The organism is Ruegeria sp. N11, assembly GCF_056531525.1.
On the sequence record NZ_JBQFLX010000030.1, the window covers coordinates 18,152 to 35,452 of the forward strand.

Annotated in this window: 15 protein-coding genes; 8 read left to right on the forward strand and 7 right to left on the reverse strand. The window is 58.6% G+C overall.

The genetic code is table 11. The features are described from left to right. Positions 1-111: 111 nt before the first annotated feature. The 4 genes from ACR0J8_RS22430 to ade form a co-directional block, all read right to left on the reverse strand. Complete coding sequence (locus tag ACR0J8_RS22430) at positions 112-429, reverse strand: putative quinol monooxygenase (protein ID WP_480892405.1); 318 nt, start codon at positions 427-429, stop codon at positions 112-114. A 251-nt stretch (positions 430-680) separates the two neighbouring features. Further along, positions 681-968, reverse strand: coding sequence for an HU family DNA-binding protein (locus tag ACR0J8_RS22435; RefSeq protein WP_068347305.1), 288 nt, complete (start codon positions 966-968; stop codon positions 681-683). A 130-nt stretch (positions 969-1,098) separates the two neighbouring features. Beyond that, positions 1,099-2,562, reverse strand: coding sequence for an AMP nucleosidase (locus tag ACR0J8_RS22440; RefSeq protein ID WP_480527324.1), 1,464 nt, complete (start codon positions 2,560-2,562; stop codon positions 1,099-1,101). Beyond that, the gene (gene ade / locus ACR0J8_RS22445) at positions 2,559-4,361 is read right to left on the reverse strand and encodes an adenine deaminase (protein ID WP_480527325.1); all 1,803 of its coding nucleotides are present in this window, start codon (positions 4,359-4,361) and stop codon (positions 2,559-2,561) included. Before ade ends, ACR0J8_RS22440 begins: the two co-directional genes overlap by 4 nt. A gap of 126 nt (positions 4,362-4,487) precedes the next feature. Between ade and ACR0J8_RS22450 the strand changes: the two genes are divergently transcribed. Then, positions 4,488-4,922, forward strand: a complete 435-nt coding sequence (locus ACR0J8_RS22450) for a VOC family protein (protein ID WP_480527327.1) — start codon at positions 4,488-4,490, stop codon at positions 4,920-4,922. Positions 4,923-5,011: 89 nt separating this feature from the next. Here ACR0J8_RS22450 and ACR0J8_RS22455 read toward each other — a convergent pair whose 3' ends face one another. Then, the gene (locus ACR0J8_RS22455) at positions 5,012-5,887 is read right to left on the reverse strand and encodes a LysR family transcriptional regulator (protein WP_480527329.1); all 876 of its coding nucleotides are present in this window, start codon (positions 5,885-5,887) and stop codon (positions 5,012-5,014) included. A 114-nt stretch (positions 5,888-6,001) separates the two neighbouring features. Between ACR0J8_RS22455 and ACR0J8_RS22460 the strand changes: the two genes are divergently transcribed. Continuing rightward, a complete protein-coding gene (locus tag ACR0J8_RS22460; RefSeq protein WP_170617365.1) occupies positions 6,002-6,757 on the forward strand; it encodes a class II aldolase and adducin N-terminal domain-containing protein in 756 nt (251 codons plus the stop codon). A gap of 92 nt (positions 6,758-6,849) precedes the next feature. Continuing rightward, positions 6,850-7,842: a sterol desaturase family protein gene (locus tag ACR0J8_RS22465; protein ID WP_480527331.1), complete on the forward strand. Its 993-nt coding sequence runs from the start codon at positions 6,850-6,852 to the stop codon at positions 7,840-7,842. A gap of 12 nt (positions 7,843-7,854) precedes the next feature. Here the strand turns inward: ACR0J8_RS22465 and ACR0J8_RS22470 are convergent, their stop codons facing one another. After that, entirely contained in the window at positions 7,855-8,802 is a 948-nt protein-coding gene (locus ACR0J8_RS22470) for a GlxA family transcriptional regulator (RefSeq protein WP_480892410.1), read from the reverse strand. A gap of 77 nt (positions 8,803-8,879) precedes the next feature. Here ACR0J8_RS22470 and ACR0J8_RS22475 point away from each other — a divergent pair, with 77 nt between their 5' ends. Genes ACR0J8_RS22475 through ACR0J8_RS22485 form a run of 3 tightly spaced genes read left to right on the forward strand, consistent with a single transcriptional unit; the run spans position 8,880 to position 12,848 of the window. Further along, positions 8,880-10,040 (forward strand): acyl-CoA dehydrogenase family protein, encoded by a 1,161-nt coding sequence (locus ACR0J8_RS22475; RefSeq protein ID WP_480892413.1) that lies wholly within the window; start codon positions 8,880-8,882, stop codon positions 10,038-10,040. Positions 10,041-10,056: 16 nt separating this feature from the next. Continuing rightward, on the forward strand, positions 10,057-12,072 hold the full coding sequence (locus ACR0J8_RS22480; protein ID WP_480892417.1) for an acetate--CoA ligase family protein: 2,016 nt from the start codon (positions 10,057-10,059) through the stop codon (positions 12,070-12,072). Continuing rightward, positions 12,069-12,848 (forward strand): carnitinyl-CoA dehydratase, encoded by a 780-nt coding sequence (locus ACR0J8_RS22485; RefSeq protein WP_170682602.1) that lies wholly within the window; start codon positions 12,069-12,071, stop codon positions 12,846-12,848. Before ACR0J8_RS22480 ends, ACR0J8_RS22485 begins: the two co-directional genes overlap by 4 nt. A 13-nt stretch (positions 12,849-12,861) precedes the next feature. Here ACR0J8_RS22485 and ACR0J8_RS22490 read toward each other — a convergent pair whose 3' ends face one another. Continuing rightward, entirely contained in the window at positions 12,862-13,494 is a 633-nt protein-coding gene (locus ACR0J8_RS22490; protein WP_480527337.1) for a class I SAM-dependent DNA methyltransferase, read from the reverse strand. A 90-nt stretch (positions 13,495-13,584) separates the two neighbouring features. On the opposite strand from ACR0J8_RS22490, the gene ACR0J8_RS22495 reads away from it, so the two are divergent. Together ACR0J8_RS22495 and katG are read left to right on the forward strand one after the other, a co-directional pair. Next, positions 13,585-14,427 carry an SDR family oxidoreductase gene (locus ACR0J8_RS22495; protein ID WP_480527339.1) on the forward strand — a complete coding sequence of 281 codons (843 nt, stop codon included), beginning with the start codon at positions 13,585-13,587 and terminating at the stop codon, positions 14,425-14,427. Positions 14,428-14,745: 318 nt separating this feature from the next. After that, a complete protein-coding gene (gene katG, locus ACR0J8_RS22500) occupies positions 14,746-16,947 on the forward strand; it encodes a catalase/peroxidase HPI (protein WP_480527341.1) in 2,202 nt (733 codons plus the stop codon). Positions 16,948-17,301 lie beyond the last annotated feature (354 nt).

Genomic DNA, 17,301 nt, shown 5'->3' on the forward strand with positions numbered 1-17,301 from the left:
TAGCAGCGGATTCTATTCACGGTAGTGTCTGCGCTGCAGAGCAAGTCGCCGTTCCAATAGTGCCACTACCTACTCTTTGCTGCTACCCGACCTGTTCCGGTGAAGCTCTGTTCACTCCGGAACAATGAACTCGCTTTGACGGCTTATCTCCCCGAAATCGACCACCCATTTGACTTTGTGGTCGGCTGTTGCCTCCCAAAAGCGGGAAAAATGAACTGTCTCTTGGTGGGCCTCGTGGTCGGCCTTAGCTCCATAGACCTCATAAACTATACCTTGGGATTCACCGTTCGCAGCGACGAATACTTCATATCGTTCGCATCCCCTTTCGAACTGCACTGAGGCTTGGGCGACTTTTTTTACCTCTTCTACAAATTTTGTGAAGGAGCCCGATACAACTTCAAAGTGGGCGGCGACCAAGTATTTCTCCATCTGTTCGCTCCGAAAAAGTTCGACGAGGCTACAGCATAACACATTCGGAGAGCGCAGATCGAAAAGCCCAAAACCGATCACCCGAGTAGAACACCTGGATGCGGGAAGGGGCAGCATGGCCGCCGGATGTTTACATCAATCAGAACGGAAAAATTAGTCTCAAAGCGGACAAATGAAGATCACAGAAATAGCTCAAAGAAAAAGGGCCCCCAACCGGCGGCCCTCAATCTCTTTGCGGCAAAAGGCTGAAATCAGCCGTTCACGCTGTCCTTCAGCGCCTTCGCGATGGTCATTTTCACAACCTTATCGGCCTCTTTGGTGAAGGTCTCACCAGTGGCCGGGTTGCGGACCTGACGCTCGGGGCGTTCGCGGCAGTAGATTTTGCCGACGCCGGGCAGGGTTACTGCGCCACCGGCCGAAACTTCGCGGGTGATCAGGCCTGTGATGGCCTCCAGCGCCGCGTTCGCGGATTTCTTGTCGGTCCCCATTTCCTCAGCGAGAGCAGCAACCAGCTGAGTCTTTGTCATAGGCTTTGCCATTTCTTGGTCTCCTTAACGTGCCCGATCTCTTGGGCCTCACCGCGTAACTGTAACGGGATATTGTGTTGGAACACAACGAATAGTAGCGCGGAAAACCCTAAAAATATGGGGAAAACGTTGCTTTTTTGCGTCAGAGGAAGGCCGTTTCGTCAAAAGAACGCAATTTCCGGCTGTGCAGACGCTCCAACGGCATGCCGCGCAGGTGCTCCATCGCACGAATGCCAATGGCCAGATGGCGGCTTACCTGCGTTGTATAGAAGTCCGAAGCCATGCCGGGAAGCTTTAATTCTCCGTGCAGGGGTTTGTCTGACACGCACAGCAAAGTGCCGTAGGGAACCCGGAAGCGATAGCCATTGGCGGCGATGGTGGCGCTTTCCATATCCAGCGCGATGGCCCGAGACTGGCTGAGCCGCTGAACCGGTCCGGACTGGTCGCGCAGTTCCCAGTTTCGGTTGTCGACAGATGCAACGGTGCCGGTGCGCATGATGCGCTTTAGCTCGTACCCTTCCAGTTCGGTGACTTCGGCAACAGCCCGCTCCAGCGCGACCTGCACTTCCGCCAGCGGGGGGATCGGCACCCAGACCGGGAGGTCGTCATCCAGCACCTTGTCCTCACGCAGGTAGGCATGTGCCAGCACGAAATCCCCCAACGCCTGCGTATTCCGCAATCCGGCGCAGTGACCGACCATAAGCCATGCATGGGGCCGCAGAACCGCGATGTGATCGGTGGCGGTTTTGGCGTTGGAAGGGCCGACGCCGATATTGACCAGAGTGATGCCGGAACCGTCTGCGCGCTTCAGGTGGTAGGTCGGCATCTGGGGCAGCTTCAGCGGTTGCTCCAGGGCGGCATCCGGTGTGGTGATCTCGACATTGCCGGTCGAGACAAAGCTTGTGTAACCGCTTTCCGGATCGGCCAGTTGTTCGCGCGCGTAGTTCTCGAACTCGGACACGTAGAACTGGTAGTTTGTAAACAGGACGTGGTTCTGAAAGTGGCTGGGGTCGGTCGCTGTATAGTGGGACAGCCGCGCCAGCGAATAGTCCACACGTTGCGCGGTGAAAAGCGACAACGGTCCTGCCAGATCTTCGTGATCATGCACTCCGTTGACGATATCGTCATTGGTGGTGGTCAGATCAGGAACGTCAAACACATCCCTGAGCGTGAATCCGGCAGCACCCTGCTGCGGCACCACCAGTTCCGGGTTGTTGGCCACGGCGAAGTGTACCGGGATCGGCGTATCCGAAGGCCCGATGGTCACAGGCTGGTCATGGTTTCGGATCAGCAGCGCGATCTGTTGTGTCAGGTAAGACCGGAACAGATCGGGACGGGTCACCGTGGTGGCGTGAACACCCGGTTCCGAAACATGACCAAAACTCAGTCGGCTGTCGACATGTGCATAGGACGAGGTCTTGATGCGAATTTCCGGGTAATAGGCTCTGAATCGCTCAGTCGGAGCGCCGTGTCCCATGGTTTTGGCAAAGCTGTCGCACAGAAACCTTGTGGCCTGATTGTACAACTCCTTCAGCCGCGCAACTGCGGCCTCGGGGTCGGTGAAACTTTGCGGATCAGGTGCATCCGGTGTTTTTATGATTGTCATGCAAGTGGTTCCAAAAGGTCGATTTTCTCAAACGTCCGCACATCCACCAGCCCAAGGTCGGAAATCCGCAGTTCCGGGATCACCACCAGGGCCAGCAGTGAATGCTGCATGTACGCGTTGTTCAGCTTACAGCCGCAGGCTTCCATCGCCGCGACCATTTTTTGCGCCTTGTCGGCCACTTCCGAGGCCGGCCGGTCCGACATCAGGCCGGCGATGGGCAACTCAACCAGTGCCAGTTCCTCGCCCTCGCGGAAAATGGTGATACCACCGCCCACCTCGGCCAGGCGGTTGGCGGCCAGCGCCATCTGCTCGCGGCTGGTGCCGACGACGATCATGTGGTGGCTGTCATGGGCCACGGTCGACGCCATTGCCATGTTGCCCTGGTATCCAAACCCGGACACAAAGGCATTAGTTACCCCGCCAGTGGCCTTGTGCCTTTCAACCAGCGCGATCTGGCAAACATCACCTTCGCCTTCGACCAGCCCGCCGATGATCGGCAACTCGGCCTTCAGCGCTTTGGTCGGAGCCTGGTTTTCGACCACACCGATCACATTGGCACGTACCCTGTTTGCGCCCGCCGGGGCCGTGATTTCAAAATCGACATCCGTCAGGGTGTGTCCCAGGTGAACGGTGCTACGGGCCTTGTCCGGCCAGTTAAGGTGCGGGCAATCCACTGTGGCTTTACCGGCTTCGGCCACGACTTGCCCACGCGCGATGACCATCTCGACGGGCAGTTCGGTCAGATCCGAACTCAGAATAATGTCGGCCCGCCGTCCGGGGGTTACAGACCCTATTTCCCGCTCAAGCCCGAAATGGGTTGCGGTGTTGATCGTTGCCATTTGCAGCGCGATCAGCGGATCGCATCCGCAGGCAATGGCGTGACGGACAACGCGGTTCATGTGGCCGTCATTGACCAGCGTGCCGGAATGGCAATCATCCGTGCACAGAATGAAATTGCGGGGGTCCAGACCTTTCTGTGTCACGGCACTGATCTGACTTTCGACATCATACCAGGCCGAACCCAGCCGCATCATGGACCGCATCCCCTGGCGCACGCGGGCAATGGCATCCGCTTCGCATGTGCCCTCATGATCATCTGCCGGGCCGCCTGCGACATAGGCCGAAAAATCAGACCCTAAATCGGGTGATGCGTAGTGCCCGCCGACGGTTTTGCCTGCCCGCTGCGTGGCGGCGATTTCAGCCAGCATCTTGGGGTCGCCATGGATCACGCCGGGAAAGTTCATCATTTCACCCAACCCGATAATGCCTGGCCAGGACATCGCCTCGGCTACATCATCGGGGGTGATTTCATAGCCTGTGGTCTCCAGACCTGGTGCGGACGGTGCGCAGGACGGCATCTGCGTAAAGATGTTCACCGGTTGCATCATCGCCTCGTCATGCATCATTCGCACGCCGTCCAGACCCAGAACATTGGCAATCTCATGCGGGTCGGTGAACATCGAGGTGGTGCCGTGCGGAATCACGGCCCGGGCAAATTCGGCCGGGGTCAGCATCCCCGATTCGATGTGCATATGCGCGTCGCACAGGCCCGGAACGATATATCGCCCGTTTGCTTCGATGATTCGCGTCTCGGGGCCGATGCAGTGTGACGCGTCTGCCCCGACAAAAGCCACGCGCCCGTCGGCTACGGCGACGGAATGATTGGGGAGCAGTTCGCGGCTGTGTACGTTCACCCAGATACCATCGCGGATGACCATGTCCGCAGCTTCGCGCCCGGCGGCAACTGAGATCAAACGGGGGGCGACATCGGGCCAGCTTGGGAAAGGTGTGTATTCCATGGCTCAACTTTCCCGAATGCGCGGTCAGGTGCAACCCCCGGCGGTCGGGTATCATGAAACCATCACAATTTGCCGGATGGGGCTGAGCACTTGCAATGCGCCGCGGTTCGGGTTTTGCATGGTGCCATGGATTATGACGCAATAGATGCAGACAGTTTTGGGCGCAGCCTCAGTGGGATCGGTCTGAACCTGCTGGTTCGCGATGTACCGGCGGAATGCGCTTTTTTAGAGGCTGTTTTTGACATGACCAGCCACCAAGTGACCGCAGATTTTGCGATCGTCACCTACGGAACGCACGTCTTTCAGTTGCACTCGGACGGGACATACCACTCGAATCCCCTGCTTGGATTGCTGCCCGAGAATCCCCCGCGCGGGGCCGGTGTTGAAATACGCTTGTACGAAACAGACCCGGACGATGCATCTGCCCGTGCAGAAGTGGCCGGGGGCACCGTTCTGCAGGCCCCAACGGATAAACCCCACGGATTGCGCGAGGCCTATATCCTCTGTGAAAACGGATATGCCTGGGTTCCCAGCCGCCCGAAAGACGTAAATCAGGACTGAGCTACCAGCAGCGCGCCAGCGATGCCCGGCCCAACCAAAGGAGATGCCCAACGGGCATAGATGATGGGCGGGAGATCTACTCTCCGGGATCAGCTCGGAACGGGTTCGGCAATTTCCTTTCGCAGCCATTCAGCAAACGCAACTGCCCCTGAATTCTCTTCGGCCTGAGGTGACAGCAACAGGTAGTACGCCTCGGGCATCGCGGCACGATGTGCGAAGGGGGCGATCAGGCTTCCTTTCTCAATCAGATGTTTGGCAATGGCGTCATGGGCCAGGCACAACCCGCCACCGGCCATCGCGACGGACAGGCCAAACAGATACGTGGTGGCATAAGTTATGGGCGGGTTTTCCCAATTCAGGCTCTGATCTTCAGCCCAGCTTGCCCAGTTTGACATGAGGTTCGAACAGTCGAACAGGGGCTGCTGTTGCAGGGTCTCCAAAGTGACCGGATAATTCGGAGCACATACCGGATAATAGGCGTCGGAACATAGAAACTCGGTCCTCACGGTATCTGCCGGACGCAAGGAATAACGGATCTCGACCGCCGCGCCCTCGGCCATTTCCCGGGGTTCCCAAAGTTCGGTGAAGATATTTAGTTGGACATCAGGGTGCAAAGCGCGGAACCGCGGCAGACGGGGGGCCAGCCAGTTTACCGCAAAGGTGATATTGCACTGCACCTGCACCGCGTTCTGCTGTGCACCCGTAACGGCCTGGGTGCCCCGGACAAGGGTACGAAAAGCGTCACGAACGACAGGCAAATAGGTTATTCCGGCCTCGGTCAGCTCCAGCGCCCTGTGACGACGCAGAAACAGGGGCTGCCCCAGGTGACCTTCCAGCGCCTTGATCTGTTGGCTGACAGCACTTTGCGTCATGTTCAGGTCGCGTGCGGCCCCGGTAAAGGAAAGATGGCGGGCCGCCGCTTCAAAAGTGCGCAGCCAGCCCAAAGGCGGAAGCAGTTTTTGCATTTGCATAACCCCGGCATTAGTTGAGCTAATGGATTAGCCGCGAATTTTTCGTTGGTCAAACCCGTTTGCAAAAGGCACGGTTCCGCGCAGACCCGAAATACAGGAGTTTCTGACATGACCGTTGCCAGCCTGCGCCCCAATATTGACCACTGGCCCGAACGTGTGGACATGGCCGCCGCATTCCGCTGGACCGAACGGTTGAACATGCACGAAGCGGTCGCGAACCACTTCAGCCTGGCGGTGAACGAAGACGGCACGCAGTTTCTGATGAATCCCAATCAGATGCACTTTTCCCGAATACGGGCCTCGGATCTGTTGTTTCTGGACGCAAATGACCCGAACGTGATGGACCAGCCCGGTGCACCGGACCCGACCGCGTGGGGCCTGCACGGATCGATTCATCGACATTGCCCACATGCGCGTTGCGTGATGCATGTGCATTCGATCTTTGCCACCGTACTGGCCTCGCTGGCGGACAGCACGATGCCTGCGATCGACCAGAACACCGCCACGTTCTACAACCGCTACGTTGTTGACGAGGAATTTGGCGGTCTGGCCTTCGAGAGTGAAGGCGAACGCTGTGCCTCGATGCTGGCGGACCCGAAAAAGAAAGTCATGATCATGGGCAATCATGGTGTTCTGGTGATCGGCAGCGATCCTGCGGACGCGTTCAACAGGCTCTATTACTTCGAAAGAGCTGCGGAAACCTACATACGCGCGCTGCAGACCGGACAGAAGTTGCGGGTTCTTCCGGACGAGATCGCCGAGAAAACGGCGCAAGAGCTTGATGACTATCCCGGGCAGGCCGAAGCGCATATGCGCGAAATCAAGGCCGTGCTGGACGCCGAAGGCTCGGATTACGCCACCTGAACCAGACCCTCCTGACGGGCAGAGCAACCGGACGTGTCTGCACGGTGCCGGAGCCCTGAATATTGCCGATCCCAACCACAGGATACATCGACGTGACAGACAATTCTCAGATGCAGGACATGAGCCGCGAGTGGAATTACCACCCTGATCTGCCCTTGCAGAATCCTTCGGTGTTTCGCTGGCCACCTGATCCGGCGTATTTGGCGGGCTGGCTCGCCCGGAACTGGCTGACCCTTAGCGAACGGGTTCTGATGCTGGGATTGGCCGTTGCGCTGTGGGCGTTTTTCTACCCATCGCTCGAAACCGCCAGGACTTTTGCGTTTGGCTGGATTTTTCAGATCTGGCTGGTGAATTTTGCCATGATTTTCATGGTCGCCGGAGGGTTGCACTGGTACTTCCATATGCGCAAGGCGCAGGGCAAAAAGCTGAAGTTCGAACGGCGCGAGCAGGGCAAGAACAACAAGCTGTGGAATTTCAGCGATCAGGTGCTGGACAACATGTTCTGGTCGCTCGGCTCCGGCGTGCTGCAACTGACCGGGTTTCAGGCGGTCACCATGTGGCTGATGGCCAACGGATACGCGCCGGTAATCACATTCGTGGATAGCCCCGTCTGGTTCATCCTGTGGCTGATTATCCTGCCGATGTGGTCGGCCTTTCATTTCTACTGGGTGCATCGACTTCTGCATCAGCCGTTTTTGTACAAAAAGGTACACAGCCTGCACCACCGGAACGTCAATATCGGTCCCTGGTCCGGGTTTTCGATGCATCCGGTCGAACATTTCTTCTACCTCAGCACCCTGTGCATTCACTGGATTGTTCCGTCCCATCCGATCCACCTGTATTTCCACATCGTGTTTCAGGGCCCGGGCGCTGCGATGACCCATACCGGGTACGAGGAGTTGCTGGTGAAGGATAGAAAACGGCTGGCTCTGGGCACGTTTTACCACCAGCTCCACCATCGGTATTATGAATGCAACTACGGCAATCAGGAAATGCCTTGGGACCGCTGGTTCGGAACTTTCCATGACGGCTCGCCCGAGGCGACCGAAGTTACCCGGGCGCGCAAGAAAAAGATGTTCGGCTGACTGGCGGCGGTTTCAGGTTCCGCGCGTCCGCAGGGCGCGCGGTGTCTCACCGAACTCGGCCCTGAACGCGCGCGTCAGGGCGCTGGGATCATCGTAGCCCGTGCGCAAGGCGATCTCGGCGATGCTCAGATCGGTTTCGGAAACCAGTTTGCGCGCCAGATTAAGTCGCAGCCGCCGATAAACCTGTGCCGGCCCCGCGCTGAGTTCGGAGTTCATTCGGATAGAAAGCGCCTTTTGCGAACGCCCCACGCGCCGGGCAATATCAGACACTAACAAAGGTGATTCCAGGTTTTCCTGCATCAGGCCCAAAGCCTTGTTCACATAGCCGCTGGTTGCTCCGGCCCCACCAGCATGAGAGCGCGCGGAATCGCGGGTCATGAACAATTGGGACACTTCCAGGGCCAATGCCTGCCCGTGATCCCGCCCGATCAGAAACAGGACCAGATCGAAAGCTGCCATTGCGCCGGAACAGGTAATGCGATTGCGGTCGATGACATATCGCTCACGCAGGGCCGTGACTTCGGGGAAGCGTTCGGTAAAACCTGTCAGTTCCTCCCAGTGGATGGTAGCGCGATGCCCGTCCAGCAAGCCGGCCCGCGCCAGCAGCCAGCTACCGGTGTCCAAGCCTGCCAGTGTTTGGAACCTTTCGGCAGCCGATCTTAATCCGGCCAGCGTACGCCAGCCGCCATGGGCCTGAAATCCGTATGACGGCATAACCCACAACATATCGCCATGAGATTTTTGCAACGTTTCATGCGGTGCGACCTGCAGGCCGGACGAGGATGTAACGGGCCCAGGATCCAGCGACAGGAATGTCCAGTCATAAAGGGTTCGCCCCGACAGGGTGTTCGCCGCGCGCAGCGGTTCGACAGAATTGGCAAGGCAATGGTTGGAAAACCCGTCGAACAGCAGAACGCCCAGTCGCTGCGTTGCAGGAGGAGATTTTTTCCACTTCGGCATGATAATCGTCTAATTCTGTATGATCGTGATTTCAAGCCACGTCAGGATAGCGCCAAGTCCAAATGTGGAGTGAACCGATGCAATATGGCCTGTCCGACGAACAGGAGATGATCGTCTCAACCGTTCGCAGCTTTGTCGAGAACGAGATCTACCCGCACGAAGAACTGGTCGAACGGACCGGTGAAGTTCCGCACGAGATCGCCGAGGACATCAAACGCAAGACTCTGGAACTGGGCTTTTATGCCTGCAACTTTCCCGAAAGTGTCGGTTGCGCCGGGCTAAACCATCTGGAATTTGCCCTGGTCGAGCGCGAACTGGGGCGGGGTTCGATGGCGCTGAACCATTTCTTCGGGCGGCCGCAGAATATTCTTATGGCCTGTGAAGGGGACCAGATCGAACGCTACCTGATGCCTGCCGTGCGTGGTGAGCGGATGGATGCGTTGGCGATGACCGAACCCGGCGCGGGTTCGGATGTGCGTGGCATGAAATGTGCAGCTGTGCGTGACGGCGGTGACTGGGTTGTCAACGGGACCAAGCATTTCATCTCGGGCGCCGAGCATGCCGACTTTATCATCGTCTTCATCGCTACAGGCGAAGATCAGACGCCAAAAGGCCCTAAAAAGCGGATTACGGCGTTTTTGGTGGATCGTGGGACTCCGGGTTTCACGATTCGGGACGGCTACAAGTCGGTCAGTCACCGCGGTTACAAGAACATGGTTCTGGACTTTGACGATTGTCGACTGCCCGATGCTCAGGTTCTGGGTGAGGTCGATGGCGGTTTCGAGGTCATGAACACATGGCTCTATGCCACCCGTATCACCGTTGCGGCCATGTCCGTGGGGCGCGCCCGCCGCGCCTTTGATTATGCGCTGGATTATGCCGCGACGCGCGAACAGTTCGGGAAGAAGATCGGCAAGTTTCAAGGCGTTTCGTTTCAGATCGCCGACATGATCACCGAGATTGACGCAGCCGATTTATTGACGTTGGCCGCAGCCGACCGGCTGGACCAGGGTTTGCCAAGCAACCGCGAGATCGCCTCGGCCAAGCTTTATGCGTCGGAGATGCTGGCGCGGGTGACCGACGCCGCGATTCAGGTTCATGGTGGTATGGGGCTGATGGACGACTACCCGCTTGAACGGTTCTGGCGCGATGCCCGCGTTGAACGCATCTGGGACGGCACCAGCGAAATTCAGCGCCACATCATCAGCCGCGATCTGTTGCGGGCGCTGGGCGCATGACGCCGGAGCTCGTGTGATGGGTGCGTTGGCGCGCGTTCTGAACCCTTCGACACTTGCGGTCATCGGTGGCGGTGCGTGGTGCGCCGAAATGATTTCACAGGCCCGCAAGTTCGGATTTGAGGGAGAAATCTGGCCGGTTCATCCGAAGGCTGCGCAAGTCGCGGGTTTACAGGCTTATGCGTCGATTGAGGATCTGCCCCGCCCCCCCGATCTGGCTTTCGTGGGGATCAACCGTCATGCAACCGTAACCGCGGTTGCAGCCCTTTCTGCAAGCGGCGCGGGCGGAGCGGTCTGCTTCGCCTCGGGCTTCACCGAAGCGCGGGCTGAAGACGACCAGGCTGCCGATCTGCAATCGCAACTGGTCTCTGCCGCCGGAGATATGCCGATACTCGGGCCCAATTGCTATGGCTTTGTGAATGGCCTGAACCGAACTGCGGTCTGGCCGGATCAGCATGGAATGCAGCCTGTTGATCGCGGTGTGGCGATCCTGACGCAAAGCTCGAATATGGCCATCAACATGACGATGCAGCGCCGTGCCCTGCCGTTGGCCTTTATCCTGACCTGCGGGAATCAGGCACAGACGCATCAGGCCGATATCGCGTCGGCCCTTTTGGACGATGACCGGATCACCGCCATCGGCGTGCATATCGAAGGCTTTGGCGATCTGCGCAAATGGGAGGCGCTGGCCACCAAGGCGCACGTGCGCGGAGTGCCGATCGTCGCTCTAAAGATGGGGCGTTCCGCGCATGCACAGGCGGCGACGATCTCGCATACCGCGTCCCTGGCAGGAGGCGACGCCGGAGCACAGGCTTTTCTGGACCGCCTTGGGATTGCCCGGCTGGGTGACATTCCGAGCTTTCTGGAATGCCTGAAACTGCTGCATGTCACCGGACGTCTGGATGGCAACGGTCTGGGCATGATCAGCTGCTCTGGCGGCGAGGCGAGCCTGGGCGCGGATATGGCCGAGGGACGCGACCTGTATTTCCCGCCGCTGACAGACCGGCAAAAGACCGATCTGCGCGCTGCGTTGGGGCCAATGGTGGCTTTGGCAAACCCGCTAGACTATCACACCTATATCTGGCGCGACACCGACGCGATGACCCGCGCCTGGACCGGATTGACCGGGCCGGACAAGGCGCTGACGATGTCGATTGTCGACTACCCCCATACCGATGCGACCGACTGGGCCTGCGCCACGCAGGCCGCGCTGAACTGTGTCGCGCACACGGGTCGCCCCTTTGCGGTAACAGCGACCCTGCCCGAACTGATGCCGCAGGCCGTGGCGCAACAACTGGTCGACGGTGGTGTTGTCCCTTTTGCCGGCCTGCACGAGGCGCTGGCCGCAATCGAGGCGGCGGCGCGCGTCGTACCTGAACCGGCCGAACCGGTTTTGTTGCCCTCAAACTCTGACCCGGATCAGGTTCTGACCGAAGCGCAAGCCAAAGAGGCTTTGGCAGGTCACGGCGTGAAGGTGCCGCGGCGTGTTGTAGCTTGCAAAAGCAGCGTGGCCGAGGCCGCAGTCGGTTTGTGTGGCCCCTTTGCGGTCAAAGGCATTGGCCTGGCACACAAGTCCGAACATGGTGCGGTTCATCTCGGTGTAAGTTCCGATGCTCTGACCGCCGTGGCAGAGAAGATCGGCACCGACGACATACTGATCGAGGAAATGGCAGATGGCGGTGTTGCCGAGTTGCTGATCGGCGTTACGCGAGATCCGGCGCATGGATTTGTCCTGACTTTGGGGGCGGGCGGGGTACTGACTGAAATTCTGCGTGATACCGTCTCAATGCTCGTGCCTTCGTCCCGGCAGGCCGTGCAGAACGCGTTGGGACGGTTGGCCTGTGCGCCGTTGCTGGCAGGATACCGGGGCAAACCGGCAGCGGATTTCGATGCAATTCTGGACGCGGTCGAAGCCGTACAGGCGTATGTCATTGCCAATGCGGCAACTGTCAGCGAAGTTGAAATCAATCCTCTCATCTGCACCAAGGAAGGTGCGGTTGCGGTGGATGCCCTGATCCGAAAGGCAAGCTCATGAATCCGGTCAAAACCAAACGCGATGGCGCAATTCTGCAAGTTACACTGGACCGACCCAAGGCCAATGCCATCGATCTGGCGACAAGCCGTGTCATGGGGGACGTATTTCGCGATTTCCGCGATGACCCCGATCTGCGTGTGGCCATTCTGACCGGCGGAGGGGACAAGTTTTTTTGCCCCGGCTGGGATCTGAAAGCCGCGGCTGACGGCGACGCGGTTGACGGAGATTATGGTGTTGGTGGTTTTGGCGGGCTTCAGGAACTGCGCGACATGAACAAGCCTGTGATCGCTGCCGTAAACGGAATCGCCTGTGGGGGCGGTCTGGAACTGGCACTGAGCGCTGACATCATTATTGCCGCCGATCATGCCAGCTTTGCCCTGCCCGAAATTCGTTCGGGCACGATTGCCGATGCCGCCAGCGTCAAACTGCCCAAACGTATTCCCTATCATGTTGCCATGGAACTGTTGCTGACGGGACGTTGGTTTGATGCGGACGAGGCGCACCGCTGGGGTCTGGTCAATGAAATCGTTCCCGCCGATCAACTGATGGACCGCGCGTGGGAGCTTGCGCGGCTTCTGGCAAGCGGCCCGCCTCTGGTCTATGCGGCAATCAAGGAAGTTGTGCGTGAGGCCGAGGATTCGAAGTTTCAGGACATCATGAACCGGATCACGCGGCGCCAATTGTCGACGATCGATACCTTGTACGGCTCTGATGATAATCTGGAAGGCGCGCGGGCTTTCGCCGAAAAACGCGACCCGGTCTGGAAAGGGCGCTGAACGGCGCGGCTATTCAAATGCGTTCGAACAGCGCGATGAACGCGGTGTCATCCTTGTTGTCGCCTGCTGCAAGATCTCCGTAGATACGAACTTCGGTCAGGGTCAGATTGCGGATCTGATCCTGTTCCAACTCCCTTAGCGCCTCGGCAAAGCCGAGCTTTTCAAAGTGCCTGGCGTTGATGGACAGCGCGAACTGCGCCCCGGCACGCGCAATGCGCAACAAAGCGGGCAGAACATCCGGCCCCAGATGGCCATGCGTGAATGTGCCTGACGAAACGATGCCGGCATAACTGTCTTGGGGAACCGGGATTCCGTGGTTCAGATCGGCCTCGATCGCATCCCGGTATATGTCCTTTCGCATTGCCTGACTCAGCATTTCACTACTGATGTCGGTGGCATCTATGGGTCCGACTCCCAACCCTGCCAGCACCGCGCCGCACAGGCCGGTGCCAGCACCCACATCCAGAACCGGCCCTTGGCCGCCTGCACCGACAAAGGCGCGGGCGGTGTGAACATGAAGCTGATAGTCTTCGAGGGCCGCAAAGCCTTCGTCGTAATCTCCGGCCCATTCGGCATAGAGGCGTTTGTTGTCCTCTGGCGTTTTCAGCGCATAGGCGGCTTTCAGATCGGGGTTCTTGTCGCTCATGACACAATCAAAGGCGCATCAGGGGATTCGAATCAAGTATCCTCGGGCAGGTGCTTGCATCTGGCGCTTTAGCGGATCATCTAAGGGGCCATGACTGGATCACTTTTTTCGTTTGGACACGGGTATTCGGCGCAGGCACTGTCGCGGCTGCTGATGCATGATGGATGGCAGATTGTCGGGACAACGCGGGATGCGGACGGGGCCGATGCAATCCGGGCCTCAGGTGCCGACCCTCTGATCTGGCCGGGTCAGGCTCCTTCACTGGATGGGGTGACGCATTTGCTGATCTCGATCGCGCCGACCGCAAAAGGCGATCCGGTTCTGGCCGCCCTGCGGACCGAGATCGAGGCGCGGGCCAATCAGTTTTCCTGGGTGGGATATCTGTCGACAACCGCGGTTTACGGCGATCATCAGGGCGACTGGGTCGACGAATCGACGCCGCCTGCACCAACGGCTGACCGGGGCCAGTGGCGCCTGCACGCGGAACAGGAATGGGTGGGAATTCCGGGCCTGCCGACGCATATCTTCCGACTGGCGGGCATCTATGGTCCCGGGCGGGGACCGTTTTCCAAACTCAAACGCGGCGGGCTGCGGCGGATCATCAAGCCGGGGCAGGTCTTCTCGCGCATTCACGTTGCCGATGTTGCGCAGGTACTGCGGGCGTCCATGGCACGGCCCAATCCCGGTTCTGTGTACAATGTTTGTGATGACGAGCCTGTGCCGCCTCAGGACGTCATTGGTTACGCGGCAAAGCTTCAGGGGCTTCCGCTGCCGCCAGCCGTGGCATTTGAGGACGCTGACATGACTCCGATGGCGCGCAGTTTCTACAATGAGAACAAGCGCGTCAGAAACGACCGTATCAAGGAAGAGCTGGGCGTGCGGCTTCTTTATCCCGACTATCGTGTCGGGCTGGAATCCCTGATGAAGCGGTAGCGGTTAAGAAACGCCATTTCTGACTGGATCTTTTACTGTTGAATCCCCGGGTCAGGCGACCTGCTGGGATGAGTGTGGTGTGCATGTCGGGTGTTGGTCCGGCCCGATCAGGTTTCGCTGTCTGAGGTGAATTCCAAGTAATAGCAAAAAGCTATGAAATTGATCGGAAAACAAAACTTTTTTGCATGGTTTGAATTTGCTAATTCTGCCGGTGAGTGATGTGGACGACTCGGCACGATGAGTGCTGTTCGAACCACAATACTTATCTGAGATTTGCACACGCGAACCTGCCGGACTTAGCCAGGATTGGAGATCGATATGGACGGAAGTGATAACCCCAAAACAGGCGGATGCCCTGTCATGCATGGTGCGGGTACCCGGTCGAACCGGGACTGGTGGCCGAACCAGTTGAACCTGTCGATTCTGCACCAGAAAACCCCAGCATCAAATCCGCTGGGTGCGGATTTTGATTATGCCGAAGAATTCAAGAAGCTGGACATGAAAGCGCTGAAGGAAGACCTTTATGCGCTGATGACGGATTCGCAGGACTGGTGGCCGGCCGACTATGGTCACTACGGTGGCCTGTTTATCCGGATGGCCTGGCACAGCGCCGGGACGTACCGGACGGCGGATGGACGCGGCGGGGCCTCGACGGGAAACCAGCGGTTCGCACCGTTGAACAGCTGGCCGGACAACGGCAACCTCGACAAGGCCCGCCGTCTTCTGTGGCCGATCAAACAGAAATACGGCAACCAGATCTCATGGGCCGATCTGATGATTCTGGCCGGTAACTGCGCCATCGAGTCGATGGGTGGCAAGACCTTTGGTTTCGCCGGAGGCCGCGAAGATATCTGGGCGCCCGAGGAAGACATCTATTGGGGCGCCGAGACGGACTGGCTGGCTCCGACAGACAACCCGCATAGCCGCTATTCGGGCGAGCGCGATCTGGAAAACCCGCTGGCCGCTGTGCAGATGGGCCTGATCTACGTGAACCCGGAAGGCCCGGATGGTGAACCCAACGTTCTGGCCTCGGGCCGCGATATTCGCGATACCTTTGGCCGGATGGCGATGAACGACGAGGAAACCGTTGCGCTGGTTGCGGGTGGTCATACTTTCGGCAAAGCGCACGGTGCGGGCGACCCCGATCTGGTCGGCCCGGAACCAGAAGCCGCCCCGATCGAGGAAATGGGCTTTGGCTGGATCAACAATTTTGGTTCTGGCAAGGGGGATGACACCACGACTTCGGGGATCGAAGGCGCATGGACCGCGAACCCGATCAAATGGGACAACGGCTATTTTGACCTGCTGTTCGGCTATGACTGGAACCTGACCAAAAGCCCCTCGGGCGCGTTTATCTGGGAGCCGATCGGCGTGAAAGAGGAAGACATGGCCCCAGCGGCGCATGATCCGTCCAAGAAGGTGAAGACCATGATGACCACCGCCGACATGGCGATGCGCATGGACCCGATCTACGGCCCGATCTCGAAGCGTTTCCATGAGAACCCGGAAGAGTTCGCAGATGCCTTCGCACGGGCCTGGTTCAAACTGACCCACCGCGACATGGGTCCGCGTTCGGCCTATATTGGTCCGGAAGCCCCGACCGAAGAGTTGATCTGGCAGGACAACGTTCCGGCCGTGGATCATGATTTGGTCGATGATGCAGATGTGGCAGACCTTAAGGCCAAGATTGCAGCGGCAGGATTGTCGGTGTCTCAGTTGGTTTCGACCGCCTGGGCCTCTGCTTCGACCTTCCGCGGATCTGACAAACGCGGAGGTGCCAATGGTGCACGTATCCGGCTTGCGCCGCAGAAAGACTGGGACGTCAACGAGCCTTTGAAACTGTCCAAGGCGCTGGATGCCCTGTCGGGAGTTCAGAAGGCTTTTAACGGCGCACAGTCGGGTGGCAAGAAAGTATCGCTGGCGGATGTGATCGTTCTTGCGGGTGCGGTTGGAATCGAGCAGGCGGCCAAAGCCGGTGGTCAGGATGTCGAAGTGCCTTTCACCCCGGGCCGCACCGATGCAACGCAGGAACAGACCGATGTCGAGAGCTTCTCGGTGATGGAACCCATCGCTGACGGTTTCCGCAACTACCAGAAAGCCGACTACACCGTCTCACCCGAGGAGTTGCTGGTTGACCGGGCGCAGTTGTTGAACCTGTCGGCACCCGAGATGACAGCACTTGTCGGTGGCCTGCGCGTTCTGGGCGCCAACTTCGGCGACAGCAAGCATGGCGTCTTCACCGATCGTGTCGGAGCGCTGACCAACGACTTCTTCACCAACATTCTGGATATGAGTACCGAATGGAAGCCCGCAGGCAAGGGCGTCTACGAAGGGCGCGACCGGTCCAGCGGAGAGGTCAAATGGACCGGCACCCGGGTCGATCTGGTCTTTGGTTCGAACTCGCGACTGCGGGCACTGGCCGAGGTCTATGGTCAGGCCGACGCCGAGGGCAAATTCGTCTGTGACTTTGTCTCGGCCTGGAACAAGGTGATGAACGCGGATCGTTTCGATCTGCACTAAACCAGCGGTCACTACAGTGGTTGCGCCGCCCGAGGAGACTCGGGCGGCGTATTCTTTGGTTGGGACGCGGGTGCATACCAAACACTGGGTACGATTCCGCCGAAAGATGGACTTCATTCCCGGGTTTTGCAGTGCACAAGCCGGTCAAACGCGCGAATTATTAAGGTAACTTGTTGTTTTCATTAACCCGCGTCAGTTTCTGCAGTGAAATGTGAAGTTTTTTGAAAATGGGGGTTGCAGGTCCCAGGCCTAATCCGTAAATACCCCTTCACTGGCGCTGCTGAGGCGGTGCTGACGGGTCGGGGAGACGGCCTGACGGACTGGAAAGACGGTTGAGACGCTCAGGATAGACTG